The organism is Streptomyces sp. NPDC005266 (assembly GCF_040607655.1).
GTDB lineage: Bacteria > Actinomycetota > Actinomycetes > Streptomycetales > Streptomycetaceae > Streptomyces.
Map to the genome: position 1 here is coordinate 379,016 of NZ_JBEXHC010000004.1, position 15,263 is coordinate 394,278.

Consider the following 15,263-nt stretch of genomic DNA (forward strand, 5'->3'; position numbering starts at 1 on the left):
GCGATCCGGGTTCTCAGACGTCGGCCGGCGGGCGGCCCGGGGAGCGCGGCCCCCGGGCCAGCGTGTAGCCGCCCACCCCCGCGAGCGCCGCGAGGGCCGCTCCGGCCAGGGTCCACACCCAGCGGTCCGACCACCAGCCGGAGCCCCAGCCGTCCGCCGGCTCGGCGACGGCGTGCGAGGTGTCCGCATCGCCCTTGTCGTCCGATGACCCCGACCCCGAATCCTCCGGCGGCTCGGAGTCCGTCTCGGAGAGCACCCCGGCCCGCAGCACCGGGTTGAGCGGGGTCACCTTCCCGCCGTCCGCGTGCGCCCCGCCCGCGTCCCGCGCGGACGCCTTGATCTCGGCCTCGACCGGCAGGCCGAGATCCGGGTCGGGCAGATCGACCACGGTCAGCCGCACGTAGTACGCGCCTTCCAGCGGGTCGTTGGACCAGCGCTCGGCCCAGGACCGCACCTGGCGCACGGTGCAGCTCAGGCTGATGGACTCGTCCTGCTGGGCCGCCCTGCGCGTCGGGGTGCCCGAGGCGCACGGCTGATGGCGGCGCAGCCCGTCGTAGACGTCGATCTGCCAGGTGGCGCTGCCATGCCGGGCCGAGCCGTCCGGCAGCTTGAGCTCCGCCTCGACCCTCGGGGTCTGCCCGGCGGCAGCGGGGAACACCCAGTACAGATAGTCGCCGGTGGAGGCCGAGGCCGTGGCCTTCTGGCCCTGCTCGATCCGGGTGGCGGTGCGGAAGTTCGTCCCCGCCTCGGTGGGCGCGTCCTTGCCGTCCCGGCCATCCGCGGACGCCGGCGCGACGGCGGTGAAGAGGGCGGCGGCGCACAGGGTGAGCGCGGCGCCCACCGTACGAAGGCTTCGCATCAGTTGGTCCTCCAGACGGTGACACGCCAGCGGGCAAGCCAGCCCCACAGCAACCCCACGAGCAGCCCGCCCACGGTGAGCACGCCCAGCAGCACCCAGCCGCGGCCCAGGCCGAAGGCGGCCACATCGGCGGGCCGGTCGTCGTTGTCCACCACGTCGACGGCCAGCTCGACGGGAAGGCCCGGAGTGCGCTTGACGGACGCGGGCGCGGAGAACGACTGGCTCAGCTCCAGGCACACGGTCTGTCCCGTCGTGTCCTCGTCGTTGTCCACATCGGCCACCGGGTAGCGCAGTCCGCTGGAGATGACATCGGTGCGGCCGCTGCCCGCCTCGCTGCCGCGCACCAGTTCCCGGCCACGCGGTGTCACCGCCCGCAGCAGCACACCGTAGTCGGGGTCGACGGCGCGGTCCGCGGCGACGCTCGCCGAGGCCCGCAGCTCCTGACCGGGCGCCACCTGCACCCGGTACCAGCGGTGTTCGCCGAAGCTCTCCCGGTCGCTGTAGAGGCCCGCACCGAGGAACGGGGCCTTGGCGCACTGTGCGGCGCCCCCCACCGCGGTCGGCGTCCGGGCGGGCGTATCGGCGGAACGCCGGACCAGTTGCTTGATACGGCTCGAGAGCTGGTCCCGGTGCTGGATCGCCGTGTACGTGCCCCCGGTGGCCTCGGCGATGCAGCTGAGCTGCTCGCGCACCTTGCGGTCCAGCGTCAGCCCGAGCGTGTCGACGACCAGATGGGTTTTGTCGGCGGCCAGTTCACGGGCCACATCGCAGGGGTCCGGTTGACCGCAGGAATCCTCGCCGTCCGTGATCAGCACGATCCGGCGGGTCGCGTCACCCCCCTTGAGGTCCTTGGACGCCCCGCGCAGCGCGAGCCCGATCGGCGTCCAGCCGGTGGGGCGCAGCGTGGCGACGGCCGTCTTGGCCTCGGTGCGGTCCACCTGGCCCACCGGGTAGAGCTGCTCGCTGTCCTGGCAGCCGACCTTCCGGTCCTTGCCCGGATAGGTGGCGCCGAGGGTGCGGATGCCCAGCCGTACCTCGTCGGGGGTGGCGTCCAGCACCTCGTTGAACGCCTGCTTGGCGGCCGCCATCCGGGAGTCGCCGTCGACGTCGCGGGCCCGCATCGAACCGCTGACGTCCAGCACCAGCTCGACCTTGGGGGACGCGTGCGCCGGTTCGTCGGCGTAGGCGGCGGGAGGGAGTATCAGGCCGCAGGCGAGGGCCGCGAGCAGCCCCAACGCGCCTGTCGCCAGACGTTTCTTTATGATCACCAGCGCATCTTATGAAGCATCGTATGACTGCTCCAAAAGCTTGGAGCGGCCGGGCGTACCACGCTCGGTGTACGGGAGGTGTCCGGCTACTCCCTGGGAAGGGGGTGAGAATCCGCCCGGTGTCAGCTTCGGCGTCCGCGACTCCTGTCTAGGGTTCAGACATGGATCTCCGAAAGACCCGGCTGCGCGGTCGGCGGCTGCTCGCCGCGGTGGCCACCGCGGTCGTCCTCGCGGGCGCCGGCACCTGGGCGGTCGCGGCCACCGACGGCCCTCCGGCCGTCCACCGCGAGGAACGCGTGCTGGACATGCCGGGGGCGCGCATCGACACCTCGTACTTCACGGCAGGGCCGGGCCGCAGGCCCGCGGTGCTGCTCGCCCACGGTTTCGGGGGCAGCAAGGGCGATGTCCGCCCGCAGGCCGAGAAGCTGGCTCGCGACGGCTACGCCGTGCTGACGTGGTCGGCGCGCGGTTTCGGTGCCTCCACGGGCAGAATCGGGCTCAACGACCCGGACCATGAGGTGGCCGATGTCCGGCGGCTGGTCGACTGGCTGGCCAAGCGCCCCGAGGTACGGCTCGAAGGCAGGGGCGACCCACGAGTGGGCGTCGCCGGAGCCTCCTACGGCGGGGCCATCTCGCTGCTCGCCGCCGGTTACGACCGGCGGGTCGACGCCATCGTGCCCGAGATCACCTACTGGAACCTCGCCGACGCTCTCTTCCCGAACGGCGTCTTCAAGAAGCTCTGGGCCGGACTCTTCTTCACCACCGGATCGGCCGATCTCTCCGCGGCCCAGGGCGGCCGGGGAGACCGGGACGGGCAGGGGGACCCGGGCGGCCAGGGATCGCCGGGCGGCGGCGAGGCACCGGTGGACCAGGGGGCCACGGGAGCCCCCGCGCCCAAGCCCACGGAGGCTGCTCGCAGTTGCGGGCGCTTCGAGAAGCAGCTGTGCGCGATGTACGAGCGCGTCGCGGTCGCCGGACAGCCGGACGCCGCCGCGCGCCGGCTGCTGGAGGCCCGCAGCCCATCGGCCGTCGCCGACCGGATCAAGGTGCCGACGCTGATCCTCCAGGGCCAGTCCGACTCCCTCTTTCCCCTCGGCCAGTCCGACGCCATGGCGAAGGCGATCCGGGCGGGCGGCGCACCGGTCGCCGTCGACTGGACCGCCGGCGGACACGACGGCGGCGACCGGGAGACCTCGCGCGTCCAGGCACGCACCAGCGCCTGGTTCGACCGCTATCTCAAGGACGACAAGGGCGCCGACACCGGACCCGCCTTCCGGATCACCCGCACCGGCGGCGTCGACACCACCAATGGGGCGGTCCAGCTGCGCGGCGCCACGAGCGACCGCTATCCGGGGCTCGCCGACGGACCGCGGACCGTACCGCTGCGCGGACCGGAGCAGTCGTTCGCCAATCCGCCCGGCGCGGGCCCGCCCGCCATCTCCACGGTGCCGGGTGTCGCCGCGCTGTCCCAGGCGTCCTCTTTCGGCTTCGGCTTCTCCCTCGACGTACCCGGCCAGTTCGCCCGCTTCGACTCCGCGCCGCTCATCAAGCCCCTGCGCATCACCGGGTCGCCCACGGCGAAGGTGCGGGTGCGGGCGGACTCACCCGACGCCGTCCTGTTCGCCAAGGTGTACGACGTCGGGCCGGACGGCCGGCAGGTGCTGCCCTCGCAGCTTGTCACGCCGCTGCGCGTCACCGGTGCGGCCAAGGGCCGGACCGTCACCCTCCGGCTGCCCGCCGTCGACCACGAGCTCATCGCGGGCCACCGGCTGCGGCTTGTGCTCTCCTCCACCGACCTCGGCTACGCCTCCCCGCCCCAGCCCGCCACCTACACCGTCGGGCTCGCGGGCGGCGGCCTCACCGTCCCCCGGGCGCCCGCTGTGCACACCCAGCCCGCCCCGCTGCCCTGGTGGGTGTGGGGTCTGCCGCTCGCCGGCGCCGCGGTGGCGCTCGCCCTGCTGCTGACCGGCAGGCGGCGCACGGCCACGCCCGCACCCGACCCCGAACTGGCCGACGTACCCCTCCAGATCACCGGCATCGGCAAGCGCTATGCCAAGTCCGCCGACCGGTACGCCGTGCGCGAGCTGTCCTTCCGGGTGGAGAAGGGGCAGGTGCTCGGGCTGCTCGGGCCGAACGGTGCGGGCAAGACCACCACCTTGCGCATGCTGATGGGGCTCATCGCCCCCGACGAGGGCGAGATCCGTGTCTTCGGCCAGGCCATCAGGCCCGGTGCGCCCGTGCTCTCCCGCGTCGGCGCCTTCGTCGAAGGGGCGGGCTTCCTGCCCCATCTGACGGGCCGGGCCAACCTCGAGCTGTACTGGCAGGCCACCGGGCGCCCCACCGCCGACTCCCACATCGAGGAGGCGCTGGAGACCGCGGGCCTCGGCAGTGCGCTGGAGCGTGCGGTGCGGACGTACTCCCAGGGCATGCGGCAGCGGCTCGCCATCGCCCAGGCCATGCTGGGCCTGCCCGATCTGCTGATCCTCGACGAGCCGACCAACGGGCTGGACCCGCCGCAGATCCGCGAGATGCGCGAGGTGATGATCCGGTACGCCGCCGCCGGCCGCACGGTGATCGTCTCCAGTCATCTCCTGGCCGAGGTCGAGCAGTCCTGCACCCATCTGGTCGTCATGGACCGTGGCCGGCTGATCCAGGCGGGCCCGGTCGGTGACATCACCGGCACCGGCGGCAGTGTGCTGGTGGGCCACGAGGGCGAGCTGAGCGATGCCCTCGTCGACAAGGTGGACGCGCTGCCCGGTGTCGCCTCCACCCGCCGCACCGACGACGGACTGCTGGTCCTCCTGGACGGGGCGGCCCCGTCGCGGCTGCTCGCCGAGCTGGTGCGGCTGGAGATCCCGGTGACCAGCTTCGGGCCCAACCGGCGCCTGGAGGACGCGTTCCTGACGCTGATCGGAGGAGGATCCGCGTGAACTCATCGACGAGGGAGGCGGCAGAGGGGACGGAGGCGGCGCCCGGCTACCGCGGCCGCCACACCCTGCCCCTGCGGGTCGAGGCCGTACGGCAGCTGCGCCGGCGCCGGACCCTGGTGATGGCGGTGGTGCTGGCCGCGCTGCCGTTCGTGCTCGTCGGGGCGTTCGCGATCGGCGGCACCCCCGAGGGGCGGGACGACCGGATCACCCTGATGGTCACGGCCACCTCCTCAGGTGCCAACCTGGCCGCGACCGCGCTGTTCGTCTCGGCCGCCTTTCTGCTGGTGGTGCCCGTCGCGTTGTTCTGCGGTGACACCGTCGCCTCCGAGGCCAACTGGTCCTCGCTGCGCTATCTGCTGGCCGCACCCGTGCCCAGGGCCCGGCTGCTGGTGAGCAAGCTGGCCGTGGGGCTCGGGTTCAGCGCCGCCGCGATGGTGCTGCTGCCGCTCGTCGCCCTCGTGGTGGGCACGCTGGCCTACGGTTGGGGGCCGCTGCGGATCCCCACGGGCGGCGAGCTCGCCCCGGGGGACGCGCTCGCCCGGCTCGCCCTGGTGGTGACGTACCTCTTCCTGTCCCAACTCGTCACCGCGGCCCTGGCGTTCTGGCTCTCCACCGTCACGGACGCGCCCCTGGGGGCGGTCGGCGGCGCGGTCGGGCTGACCATCGTGGGCAGTGTGCTGGACGCCGTCACGGCGCTCGGCTCCTGGCGGGACTTCCTGCCCGCGCACTGGCAGTTCGCCTGGGCCGACGCACTCCAGCCCCACCTGGAGTGGAGCGGAATGCTCAAGGGGATGTCGGTCTCGGTCACCTATGCGCTGGTGCTGTTCGCGCTCGCCTTCCGTGGCTTCGGCCGCAAGGACGTGGTGTCCTAAGCGGTTACGGCGAAGTCACGTGCTGATTGTTCTCGGCGTCCAAGCCCTCGGCCAGGCCGAACGGCGAGGGATCAGCGGCGAACTTCACCGCATCCGCTCAGCGCGGCTGAGGACCCCGGTCAGTAGTCCTTGAGGACGAGCGAGTCGACCACCTCGTAGAAGTCCGCGCTGCCGAAACCGGTCAGGTCCGCCACGCCGTCGCCACCGGCGATCTCGGCCTCCATCCGTTCCTTGTTGGCCAGGGCGAGCTCCTGGTTGGCGGTCACATAGTCGCGCAGCTCGCGCTCATAGGCGGCGAAGGCCGTGGTGTGGTCGCCGTCCGCGGCCTTCAACTCGCCCGCCAGGACATACGCTCCGGCCAGGGCCATGGTGGTGCCCTGGCCGGAGGCGGGGGAGCCGCAGTAGCCGGCGTCGCCGAGCAGCGCCACCCGGCCGCGCGACCAGGAGTCCATATGGATCTGGGCCACGGTGTCGAAGTGGAAGTCGCTCGCGCCCCACATGTACTCCAGCAGCCGTGGCATCTCCCAGCGCGCGTCCGCGTACCGCTCGGCCACCAGCCGCTTGTGCTCCGAAGCGGTCCGGTCGCCGAGAACCCGCGTGGGCGGCTCGTCCGACTCGAAGCCGACGTAGACCCGGGCCTCGGTGTTGTCGCGGACGCTCATCACCATCCCTCCCCACAGGTCGCCCTGCAGGGAGTAGAGCACCTGCCAGCGGTCCAGGCCGAGATAGTTCGGCACCGTCCACACCGCCAGATAACCCCCGAGCGGCCGGATGAAGTTCTCCTCGGGGCCGAAGACGAGCGCGCGTGTGGCGGAGTGCACTCCGTCGGCGGCCACCACGAGGTCGAAGGTGCGCGAGGCACCGCTGCGGAAGGTGACGGCCACCTCGTCGGAGCCTTGGGCGAGTGCGGCGATCGAGTCACCGAAGAGATACTCGATTCCATCTCCGCCCGCGCCATGGAGAATCGACGCCAGATCGTCGCGGAGAATCTCGACATCGGGGCGGTCGAGATCCCCGCCGGTCGCGGTGTGTGCGGTGGTGCTGAACAGTTCCTTTCCCTCGTCGTCCACGGTCGACATGCCGCGCAGGCCGGTGGCGTGGCCACGGATCTTCTCCAGGACGCCCATCCGCTCGCACACCTCGAGCGCCGGACCCCGCACATCGATCGCCTGCCCGCCGGGACGCAACCCCGTGGCTCGTTCCACCACCGTCACCCGGAATCCATAACGGTCGAGCCAGTAGGCCAGGGCGGGGCCGCCGACGCTCGCACCCGAAATCAGGACTCTCTTATTCCGCATGGTGCTGTCCCTTTCGTGTTTCAACCACTGGAATCTCCTGTCCCCAGAAGCCTGAACGAGGGCGCCGACACCTCACCGACGTGGCACCCACGACGGACCGACAGGTCACCGACATGCCCGAAGCGGTTAACGAGAGTGTTACAGCGATGAGTTGTGCGGTTCCACAGTGATCGTTGAGACTGGAGTTTCCGACTGGCAGAACAAGAGGGCCGGTCGGCCGTAGTGGTGACGTTCGGTCCGCCCCCCACGATCCAAACAGGATGGGACCTCATGCACTTTCCGCCGGAGCGTGTTCGAGCCTGGCCAGGACCCCGCCGGAGACCTCGCCTCTCCCTGTGCGGATCGCTTACGGCCACGGCGTAAACGTCGTCGCGAAAACTCCCTACCGAACGGCGGTGGCCCGCCACGGCCAGGCCGGAATTCGGTATGCCCGGGTGGCCCGTTCGGTGACGCACGTCTTTTCGCAGAAAGGAACTCCCCAGGTGCTCACTTCGCACCATCCCCGATCACGCGCATCCGATCCGACCCAGCCGACCCAGCCGACCCAGGCGAGCGGGCATGTGCTCGCGGTCGGCGCCCCGGGACCCAGACTCGATGAGCTCACCCGCACCCTCGTGTCGACCGGGCACGAGGTGAGCCACGCGGCTCCCGGCGACATAGGGCGGCAGGTCCAGTAGTCCCCTCCGGACGCCATCGTCGCCCTGGACGACGCCCACGACGGCCTGGAGGTGATACGCGAGGTCCGTGCCGCCCCCGTGCCGGGCGCTGCCGCTGCTCATGGTCACCGACGCCCCCGGACCGACCGGGGTCGCCGATATGCTGCGTGGCGGCGCCGACGACTGCGTCACTGCCCCCTCCGATCCCGTCGAGCTGTCCGCCCGGATCGAGGCGAAACTGCGCCGAGTCCCGGTCCCCGTGGAGAACCTGCTGCTCGACCCGCGCACCGGCCTCTACTCCGAGCCGCACTTCCTCGGCGAACTCGACCGAGAGCTGAAGAGGGCCGACGACAGCCGTAGCGGCGGCGTCGTGGCCATGGTCGGCGTCGCCGAGATGGCCGCCCTCGAAGCCCGGCTGGGGCCGAGGGCGCGCCGCGAGGTCGCCGACCGTCTGGCGGGTGTGGCGGAGAAGCTGGGCGGCGTGTGCGACCGGCTCGGCTGGGACGAGGACGGCCACCTGCTGATGCTGATGCCCGGTGTCGAGGAGGACACCGCCCGCCGTGAGCTGCAGCGGTCCGCGAACACCGTGGCCGGCACCCGCTTCGTCGTCGCCGACGAGAACGTGCGGCTGACCCCGGCCATCGGATGGGCGCCGCTGACCGACTGCGCGGACCGCGTACAGGCCGTGGCGAAGGCCCGGGACGCGGTGGACGAGTCGATCCGTCACCGGGATCTGCGCCCGGTCAAGTACGCGGCGTGGATGCGCGGCACCGCGCCCGGCCGACGCCCCCTCGCAGCGGCGGTCCACGCCCTGCTGTCGGCGCTGTCGCCCTTACTCGTGCTGCTCTTCGGCGTGGGCATCCCCTTCGTGCTGTACCAGCAGATGTACGAACTGGGCTGGGACATCGGATCGGCCGCCTACTGGGTGGTGGTGTCCGGACTGGTGCTCTCCGCGGCGCTGATCGTGCTGGAGTGCCTCTTCTCGCTCGACGCCACGCCCCGGCCCGAACGCCCGGCGCAGCCGTATCCACCGGCCGGCGCCGTCATCGCCGCGTATCTGCCGAACGAGGCCGCGACCATCGTCGACACCATCGAGTCGTTCCTCCGCCTGGACTACCCCACTGTCGGGCCCCGGGGGCCGGGGGCTATCATCTGGCGCGTTCTTTACTGTGTAACACCTGTGCATCGGATCGCCCCTCGCCCTCGTGATCGGGCTTTACTGGTGCACGGCAACCAGCCACGCCAGTATGGGGAGACCTCAGCCAGATGGGCCGACACAGCCGACCGACGCCTGCGCAGCACGCACGTGCCACGACGCTGAAGGCTGCCGCCGCCCTCGGCGTGGCGGGCACCATAGCCTTCGGCCTCCACTCGACGTCCGGCGGTGACAAGTCCGTCCAGGCGCGCTCCGATGTCAATACCCAGCAGGATCAGGTTCCGGACATCGAGCCCACCGGCGACGACAAGCCCGTACCGAGCCATGTGTCGCCCTCGGAGTCCGCGAAACCGAAGCTGGTCGGCGACGGTACGGACGAGACGGACAGCGGGCAGGGCACGGGCGGCGGCGGTACGCACAGTGGCGGCGGCTCCGGGCGCCACGCCAAGCCGGACACCGACACCCCGACCGCCACGCCCCTGAAGGACACCCCGTCCCAGGCGCCCGCCGCACCGGCGCAGCGGTCCGATCAGGTCTTCCCCTCGCAGCCCTCCTCGCCGAGCCAGGCCCCGAGCGCCGACCCGTCCACCCCGGCGGAGCAGCCCGGCGAGCAGCCGCACGCGCCGCAGTCCGGCGGCAAGCACGGCAAGGGTCTGGTGGGCGGCGTGGTGGACGGCGTCGGTGACACCCTGGACGGGGTGATCGGTGGCATCGGCGGGGCGCTGGGCGGCTGACGCTCACCCCTTGGCGAAGGCCTTCAGGCCCTGCAGAGTGCCGTTGAACCTGTTGTGGTCTCCCACCAACGCCCCGGCGGAGGTGTACTGCCACAGCGTGTGTTTCCTCCAGCCGGCCGGAAGCGCTCCGGGCGTCGCGGCGTACCGCGCCAGCCACAGCGGGTTCTTCGCGGCGAAGGCGCCGCTGTTGCCGGTGCACGACCTCCACCAGCCGGTGGTCGTGTAGATCACCGGCGCGCGGCCGGTGCGCGCCGTGACCTTCTTGCTGAAGTCCCTGATCCAGGCGACCATCTGGGCCTTGGTCTTCCCGTAACAGGCCGCTCCGTACGGGTTGTACTCCAGGTCCAGCACCGGTGGCAGCGTCCTGCCGTCGTCCGACCAGCCCCCTCCGTTGCTCACGAAGAAGTCCGCCTGACGGGTGCCGCTGGACTCGTCGGGCAGCGCGAAGTGGTATGCCCCGCGGATCATGCCCTTCTTGGAGGCACCCGTGTACTGCGCGGTGAACGAGGGGTTCTTGTACGTCGCGCTCTCGGTGGCCTTGACGTAGGCGAACCGCACGCCTCTGTCCCTCAGGGACGTCCAGTTGACAGCGCCCTGATGGTCGCTGACGTCCACGCCCTCCACCATGGCGGCCCCAGCGGCCTTGGGAGCGACGCCCGGGTCGCTCTTCTCGTGCTCGGCGAGGGTCGAGCCCATCCAGTCCTGCTCCGGGTGCGAGACGGAGGGGGCGCGGGCCGGACGGGCTCGGGTATCTGCGGCGGGGTCGGTCGTGGAGGCCATGGCGGGCACCAGAGTGGCGAGGACGGCCGCGCCGACCGTGACCCCCAGACCGCCGATGGCGTAGGGCGAGCGCAGGGGCGAAGGGGCCCTGTGTCGCCCCTTACCGGCTTTTAAGGACATCTGTTCCTCCGGGAGGGGTGCTCCGTGGGGAGAGCGCACGGAGATGCCGCCGTGATGCGTGGGGGAGCAGCACATCCGTTCCGCGTCGAAGGTATGCGCGAAAATCAGGGAAAGGGAAGCGGATTGCGGAATTCTGTCACCGGGTCAGCAGATCACCGCATCGCCGGCCGCCGGCCCGTCCGGAATCCTGTACCCGGCCACCAGCGTCCGTGCCGCCTGGGACGCGCGGGCGGCGATCTCCTCCACGACCTCGGCCGGATCGCCGAACTTTCCGTCGAGCAGCTGGGCGACATAGCCACGGGCCAGGGCGTGGAGCGCATCCAGCAGGGCGACGGCGGTCGCCGCTCCCTGGCCGGGCGGCAGCACCGCGAAGGCGCTGGGGAGCAGCATGTCCACGAACTCCCTGCCGCTCTCCCGCACCTCGGGGTGGGCGGCCCGCAGACCGGGAGCGAAGAGGATGTCCAGCCCGCCGCGGTAGCGGGCAGCCGCACGTACGAAGCTGCCCGCCACCATGGCCAGCCGTTCCTGTGGCGACTCCACGTCGGCCACGGCCTCCTCGTAAAGCGCCCGCAGCCGCCGCGAGATCTCCAGCGCGGCGGCCGCCAGCAGCGCGTCACGGTCGGCGAAGTGGCGGTACGGCGCGGCCGGGCTCACCCGGGTGCGGCGCGCGGCCTCCGCGACGGAGAAGCCGCGCACCCCGACCTCGTCGACGATCTCCAGGGTCGCCTGAACCAGCGCGGCGGCCAGATCGCCGTGGTGGTAGGTCGCGCGTCCCTTTCCGGTGGGTGCCATCCGGCAGACCCTATCCGACCCGTCGCTGCCGCTCTCCGGACCCTGGCCCGCGCTTCTCGGCCTCCAGGCGGGCCGCCCGCAGGGCCTCGCGCGAGCGCTCCAGCCGGATCGGCAGATCACGCACCCGCTGTCCTGTCGCATGGTGGAAGGCGTTGGCGATCGCCGCCGCCCCGCCCACGATGCCCAGCTCGCCGATGCCCTTGCCGCCGACCGGATTGGGGGTGTTGTCGCTTTCGTCCAGCCACATCACCTCGAACGCCGGGACATCGGCGTGGGCGGCGATGTGATAGCCCGCGAAGTCGTGGTTGGCGAAGTCACCGAAGACCGGATCCACCTCGCCGATCTCGTGCAGCGCCATCGACAGGCTCATCGTCATGGCCCCCCGGAACTGCGAGCGCGCCGTGTGCGGACTGATGATCCGTCCGGCCGCGAACACCCCCAGCATCCGGTCCACCCTGATCTCACCGGTGTCGCCGTCCACTCGCACCTGGGCGAACTGCGCGCCGAAGGTGTGCCGCGACAGATCGGCCCGGTTGCCCAGATCCTCGGTGGTGTCGGCCCGTACCTCAAGACCTCCGTCCGGGACGACGCCTCCGTAGGTGTCCAGCTCCTTCAGCAGCGCACGGCACGCCTTGTCCACCGCCCAGCCCCAGGAGGCGGTGCCCATCGAGCCGCCCGCGAACGGCGCCGGGCCGAGCGAGGCGCGGCCGATCTCCAGCCGCAGCCGCGACGGCGGGATGGCGAGTGCGTCCGCCGCCAGCTGTGTCAGCGCCGTGCGCGCGCCCGTTCCGAGGTCGACCGCGGCGATCTTGACCACGAACGTGCCGTCGGTCTCGGCCCGCGCGAGCGCGGAGGAGGGGAAGGTGTAATCCGGGTGGTGCGAGGCGGCCACACCGGTGCCCACCAGCCAGCGGCCCTCGCGCCGGGCTCCCGGCGCCGGATCGCGGTGCTCCCAGCCGAAGCGGGCCGCGCCCTCGCGCAGACACCGCACCAGGCCGCGGCTGCTGAACGGCTTGCCGCTGCTCGGATCGACATCCGGCTCATTGCGGATCCGCAGCTCGATCGGGTCGATGCCCAGCTTCTCGGCGAGCTCGTCCACGGCCGACTCCAGCGCGAACATCCCCGGGGTGTGGCCGGGAGCGCGGAACCAGGCGGGCGTCATCACATCCAGCGGCGTCACCTTCACCGTCGTCCGGACGTCGGGCGCCGCGTACATCATCCGCGTCGACGACACCGTCTGGTCGGCGAACTCCACCAGCGTCGAACGCTGCTGCACCGCCTCGTGGTCGATGACGGTCAGCCGCCCGTCCGGCTCGGAGCCCAGCCGGACCCGCTGGATGGTGGGCGCCCGGTACGGAATCAGCTGGAACATCTGCTGACGGGTCAGCGCGATCTTCACCGGCCGCCCGACGGACTTCGCGGCCAGCGCCGCCAGAACCGTCGGCGAGCGCGGAATGCCCTTGGACCCGAAGCCCCCGCCGATGTGCTCGGCCACGATCTCCACCGCTTCGAGCTCGATCCCGAACAGCACCGACAGCAGCTGCGCACTCATGAACGGGCCCTGGTCGGAGTTGTACAGCGTCAGCCGGTCCTCGTCCCACGACGCGATGGTTGCATGCGGCTCCATCGGACTCGGGTGCTCGACCGGGGTCGTGTACGTCGCCTCGACGCGCACCGGAGCGGCGGCCCACGCGCGCCCGGCGTCCCCGCGCTCCACGAACCCCGGCGAACCGTCGGTCACCGCCTCGGGGACGTAGGCGCGTTCGTCATCGGCGCGCAGGACCACGTCATGCGGCTCCTGTTCATAGCTCACCCGGACCGCCGCCGCGCCCTCGCGCGCCGCCTCCAGGGAGGTGGCCACCACGGCGGCCACGATCTGGCCGTGGTACGCCACCTCGGGGGACTGCAGCACGAACAGGTCCGCGCCCACCTCCGCATCCGCGTTCAGCCGGGGGGCGTTGGCGGAGTCCAGCACCGCCAGCACACCGGGCCGGGCGAGCGCGGGGGAGCCGTCCACCTCCGTCACCCGGCCACGCGCGATGGTGGCCTGCACCGGCCACACATAGCCGACGTCCCGCGTCGGGAACTCATAGGCGTAGCGCGCCGCGCCGGTGACCTTCTCCAGGCCGTCGACCCGGGTCATGGGGGCGCCGACGCTCTGCTCGATGGTGGTCATGCGCGATCCTCCCTCGCGATGAGATCGCGGATCCCCGCGACGATGAGATCAATGGCCAGGTCCACCTTGAACGCGTTGCCGGGCAGCGGACGCGCCGCGGCCAGCTCGGCCCGAGCCGCCTCGCGCAGCGTCTCCTCCTCCGGCCGCCGGCCGCGCAGCCGCTCCTCGGCGATACGGGCGCGCCACGGCAGCGGCGCCACGCCGCCGAGCGCGATCCTCACGTCCGCGAGCGAGCCGTCGTCGGCCAGCGACACCGCGGTCGCGGTGGACACCAGGGCGAAGGCGTACGACCGGCGGTCGCGCACCTTTCGGTAGCGCGTCGCCGCGCCCGGTGGCGGCGGGGGGAGCTCCACGGCGGTGACGAGGTCGCCGTGGTCGAGCACGGTCTCGCGGTGCGGGGTGTCCCCGGGCAGCAGATACAGCTCCGCCATTGGGACGGTGCGCGAGGCCCCGTCCGGGGACCGCACATGCGCCACCGCGTCGAGCGCGACCAGCGCCACCGCCATGTCGGAGGGATGGGAGGCCACACAGTGGTCGGAGGTGCCCAGCACGGCCAGATCGCGGTGGGCGCCCTGGATCGCCGGGCATCCCGTGCCCGGCTCGCGCTTGTTGCAGGGCTTGGTCACGTCCTGGAAGTACACGCACCGGGTGCGCTGGAGCAGATTGCCGCCCACCGTGGCCACCGTGCGCAACTGCCCGGACGCGCCCGCCAGCAACGCCTGTGCCAGCAGCGGGAAGCGCTGCCGTATCCCCGGATCGCCCGCCAGATCGCCGTTGCGGACCGTGGCGCCGATCAGCACCGAACCGTCGTCGCGGTGGTCTATCCGGTCGTACGGCAGCCGGGAGACATCGACGAGCAACCCGGGGTCCGTGACGCCGAGCTTCATCAGGTCGACCAGATTGGTGCCGCCGCCCAGATAGGTGGCGTCGGGCCGCTGGGTCATCAGCGCGGCAGCCTCGTCGGCATCGCCCGCGCGGGCGTACGCGAACTCCTTCATCGCACGCCTCCGACCGGGCTCGCGGCGGCGGTGTCCGTGCCCGGGGCGCCTGCGGCCTCCAGAACGGCTTCCACAATGCCGTTGTACGCGCCGCAGCGGCACAGGTTGCCGCTCATGCGCTCGCGCACCTCCTCCGCGTCCAGCTCCGCGACATCGGCCACGCCCGCGGCGGTGTCCTCGGTGACATGGCTGGGCCAGCCGCGCCGGGCCTCGCCGAGCGCTCCGATCGCCGAGCAGATCTGGCCCGGGGTGCAGTAGCCGCACTGCAGCCCGTCATGGGTGAGGAACGCCCGCTGCATCGGGTGGAGTTCACCGTCGTTTGTCAGTTCCGCGACGCCCTCGATCGAGACGATCTCCCGCTCCTCGGCGGCCACCGCGAACATCAGGCAGCTGTTCACCCGCTCGCCGTCGACGAGCACGGTGCAGGCGCCGCACTGGCCGTGGTCGCAACCCTTCTTGGTGCCGGTGAGCCCGAGTCGCTCGCGCAGCACATCGAGCAGAGTCGTCCGGTTGTCGATGGTCATGGGGTGGTCCGTGCCATTGATCCGCAAAGTGATGTCGCTACTCGGAGAGTGATGTGAGAGGCTCATACATTGAATGTATCAACCTCTTACATTCAGCGCG

General features: G+C 71.7%; 12 protein-coding genes. 4 read left to right on the forward strand and 8 right to left on the reverse strand.

The features are described 5' to 3' along the window. Window positions 1-13: 13 nt before the first annotated feature. Together ABZU99_RS10625 and ABZU99_RS10630 are read right to left on the reverse strand one after the other, a co-directional pair. Entirely contained in the window at window positions 14-859 is an 846-nt protein-coding gene (locus ABZU99_RS10625) for a hypothetical protein (protein WP_356045225.1), read from the reverse strand. Continuing rightward, window positions 859-2,127 (reverse strand): VWA domain-containing protein, encoded by a 1,269-nt coding sequence (locus ABZU99_RS10630; RefSeq protein WP_356045227.1) that lies wholly within the window; start codon window positions 2,125-2,127, stop codon window positions 859-861. Before ABZU99_RS10630 ends, ABZU99_RS10625 begins: the two co-directional genes overlap by 1 nt. 161 nt (window positions 2,128-2,288) lie before the next feature. On the opposite strand from ABZU99_RS10630, the gene ABZU99_RS10635 reads away from it, so the two are divergent. Together ABZU99_RS10635 and ABZU99_RS10640 are read left to right on the forward strand one after the other, a co-directional pair. Further along, entirely contained in the window at window positions 2,289-5,057 is a 2,769-nt protein-coding gene (locus ABZU99_RS10635; RefSeq protein ID WP_356045229.1) for an alpha/beta fold hydrolase, read from the forward strand. Further along, window positions 5,054-5,929 carry an ABC transporter permease gene (locus tag ABZU99_RS10640; protein ID WP_356045231.1) on the forward strand — a complete coding sequence of 292 codons (876 nt, stop codon included), beginning with the start codon at window positions 5,054-5,056 and terminating at the stop codon, window positions 5,927-5,929. The genes ABZU99_RS10635 and ABZU99_RS10640 overlap by 4 nt, the downstream gene beginning before the upstream one ends. 119 nt (window positions 5,930-6,048) lie before the next feature. Here the strand turns inward: ABZU99_RS10640 and ABZU99_RS10645 are convergent, their stop codons facing one another. Then, window positions 6,049-7,227, reverse strand: a complete 1,179-nt coding sequence (locus ABZU99_RS10645) for an FAD-dependent monooxygenase (RefSeq protein ID WP_355949802.1) — start codon at window positions 7,225-7,227, stop codon at window positions 6,049-6,051. Between the two features lie 744 nt (window positions 7,228-7,971). Between ABZU99_RS10645 and ABZU99_RS10650 the strand changes: the two genes are divergently transcribed. Together ABZU99_RS10650 and ABZU99_RS10655 are read left to right on the forward strand one after the other, a co-directional pair. Beyond that, on the forward strand, window positions 7,972-9,204 hold the full coding sequence (locus ABZU99_RS10650; protein WP_356045233.1) for a hypothetical protein: 1,233 nt from the start codon (window positions 7,972-7,974) through the stop codon (window positions 9,202-9,204). Window positions 9,205-9,224: 20 nt separating this feature from the next. Continuing rightward, the gene (locus ABZU99_RS10655) at window positions 9,225-9,773 is read left to right on the forward strand and encodes an extensin (protein WP_356045236.1); all 549 of its coding nucleotides are present in this window, start codon (window positions 9,225-9,227) and stop codon (window positions 9,771-9,773) included. Between the two features lie 3 nt (window positions 9,774-9,776). Here the strand turns inward: ABZU99_RS10655 and ABZU99_RS10660 are convergent, their stop codons facing one another. The 5 genes from ABZU99_RS10660 to ABZU99_RS10680 all read right to left on the reverse strand — a co-directional run bounded on the left by ABZU99_RS10660 (window position 9,777) and on the right by ABZU99_RS10680 (window position 15,229). Next, complete coding sequence (locus ABZU99_RS10660) at window positions 9,777-10,673, reverse strand: lysozyme (protein WP_356045238.1); 897 nt, start codon at window positions 10,671-10,673, stop codon at window positions 9,777-9,779. Window positions 10,674-10,817: 144 nt separating this feature from the next. Beyond that, entirely contained in the window at window positions 10,818-11,465 is a 648-nt protein-coding gene (locus tag ABZU99_RS10665; protein WP_356045241.1) for a TetR/AcrR family transcriptional regulator, read from the reverse strand. 10 nt (window positions 11,466-11,475) lie between these two features. After that, window positions 11,476-13,641 (reverse strand): xanthine dehydrogenase family protein molybdopterin-binding subunit, encoded by a 2,166-nt coding sequence (locus ABZU99_RS10670; protein ID WP_356045244.1) that lies wholly within the window; start codon window positions 13,639-13,641, stop codon window positions 11,476-11,478. Next, window positions 13,638-14,639: a xanthine dehydrogenase family protein subunit M gene (locus ABZU99_RS10675; RefSeq protein ID WP_356045247.1), complete on the reverse strand. Its 1,002-nt coding sequence runs from the start codon at window positions 14,637-14,639 to the stop codon at window positions 13,638-13,640. The genes ABZU99_RS10670 and ABZU99_RS10675 overlap by 4 nt, the downstream gene beginning before the upstream one ends. Continuing rightward, window positions 14,636-15,229, reverse strand: coding sequence for a 2Fe-2S iron-sulfur cluster-binding protein (locus ABZU99_RS10680; RefSeq protein ID WP_355949781.1), 594 nt, complete (start codon window positions 15,227-15,229; stop codon window positions 14,636-14,638). The genes ABZU99_RS10675 and ABZU99_RS10680 overlap by 4 nt, the downstream gene beginning before the upstream one ends. Window positions 15,230-15,263 lie beyond the last annotated feature (34 nt).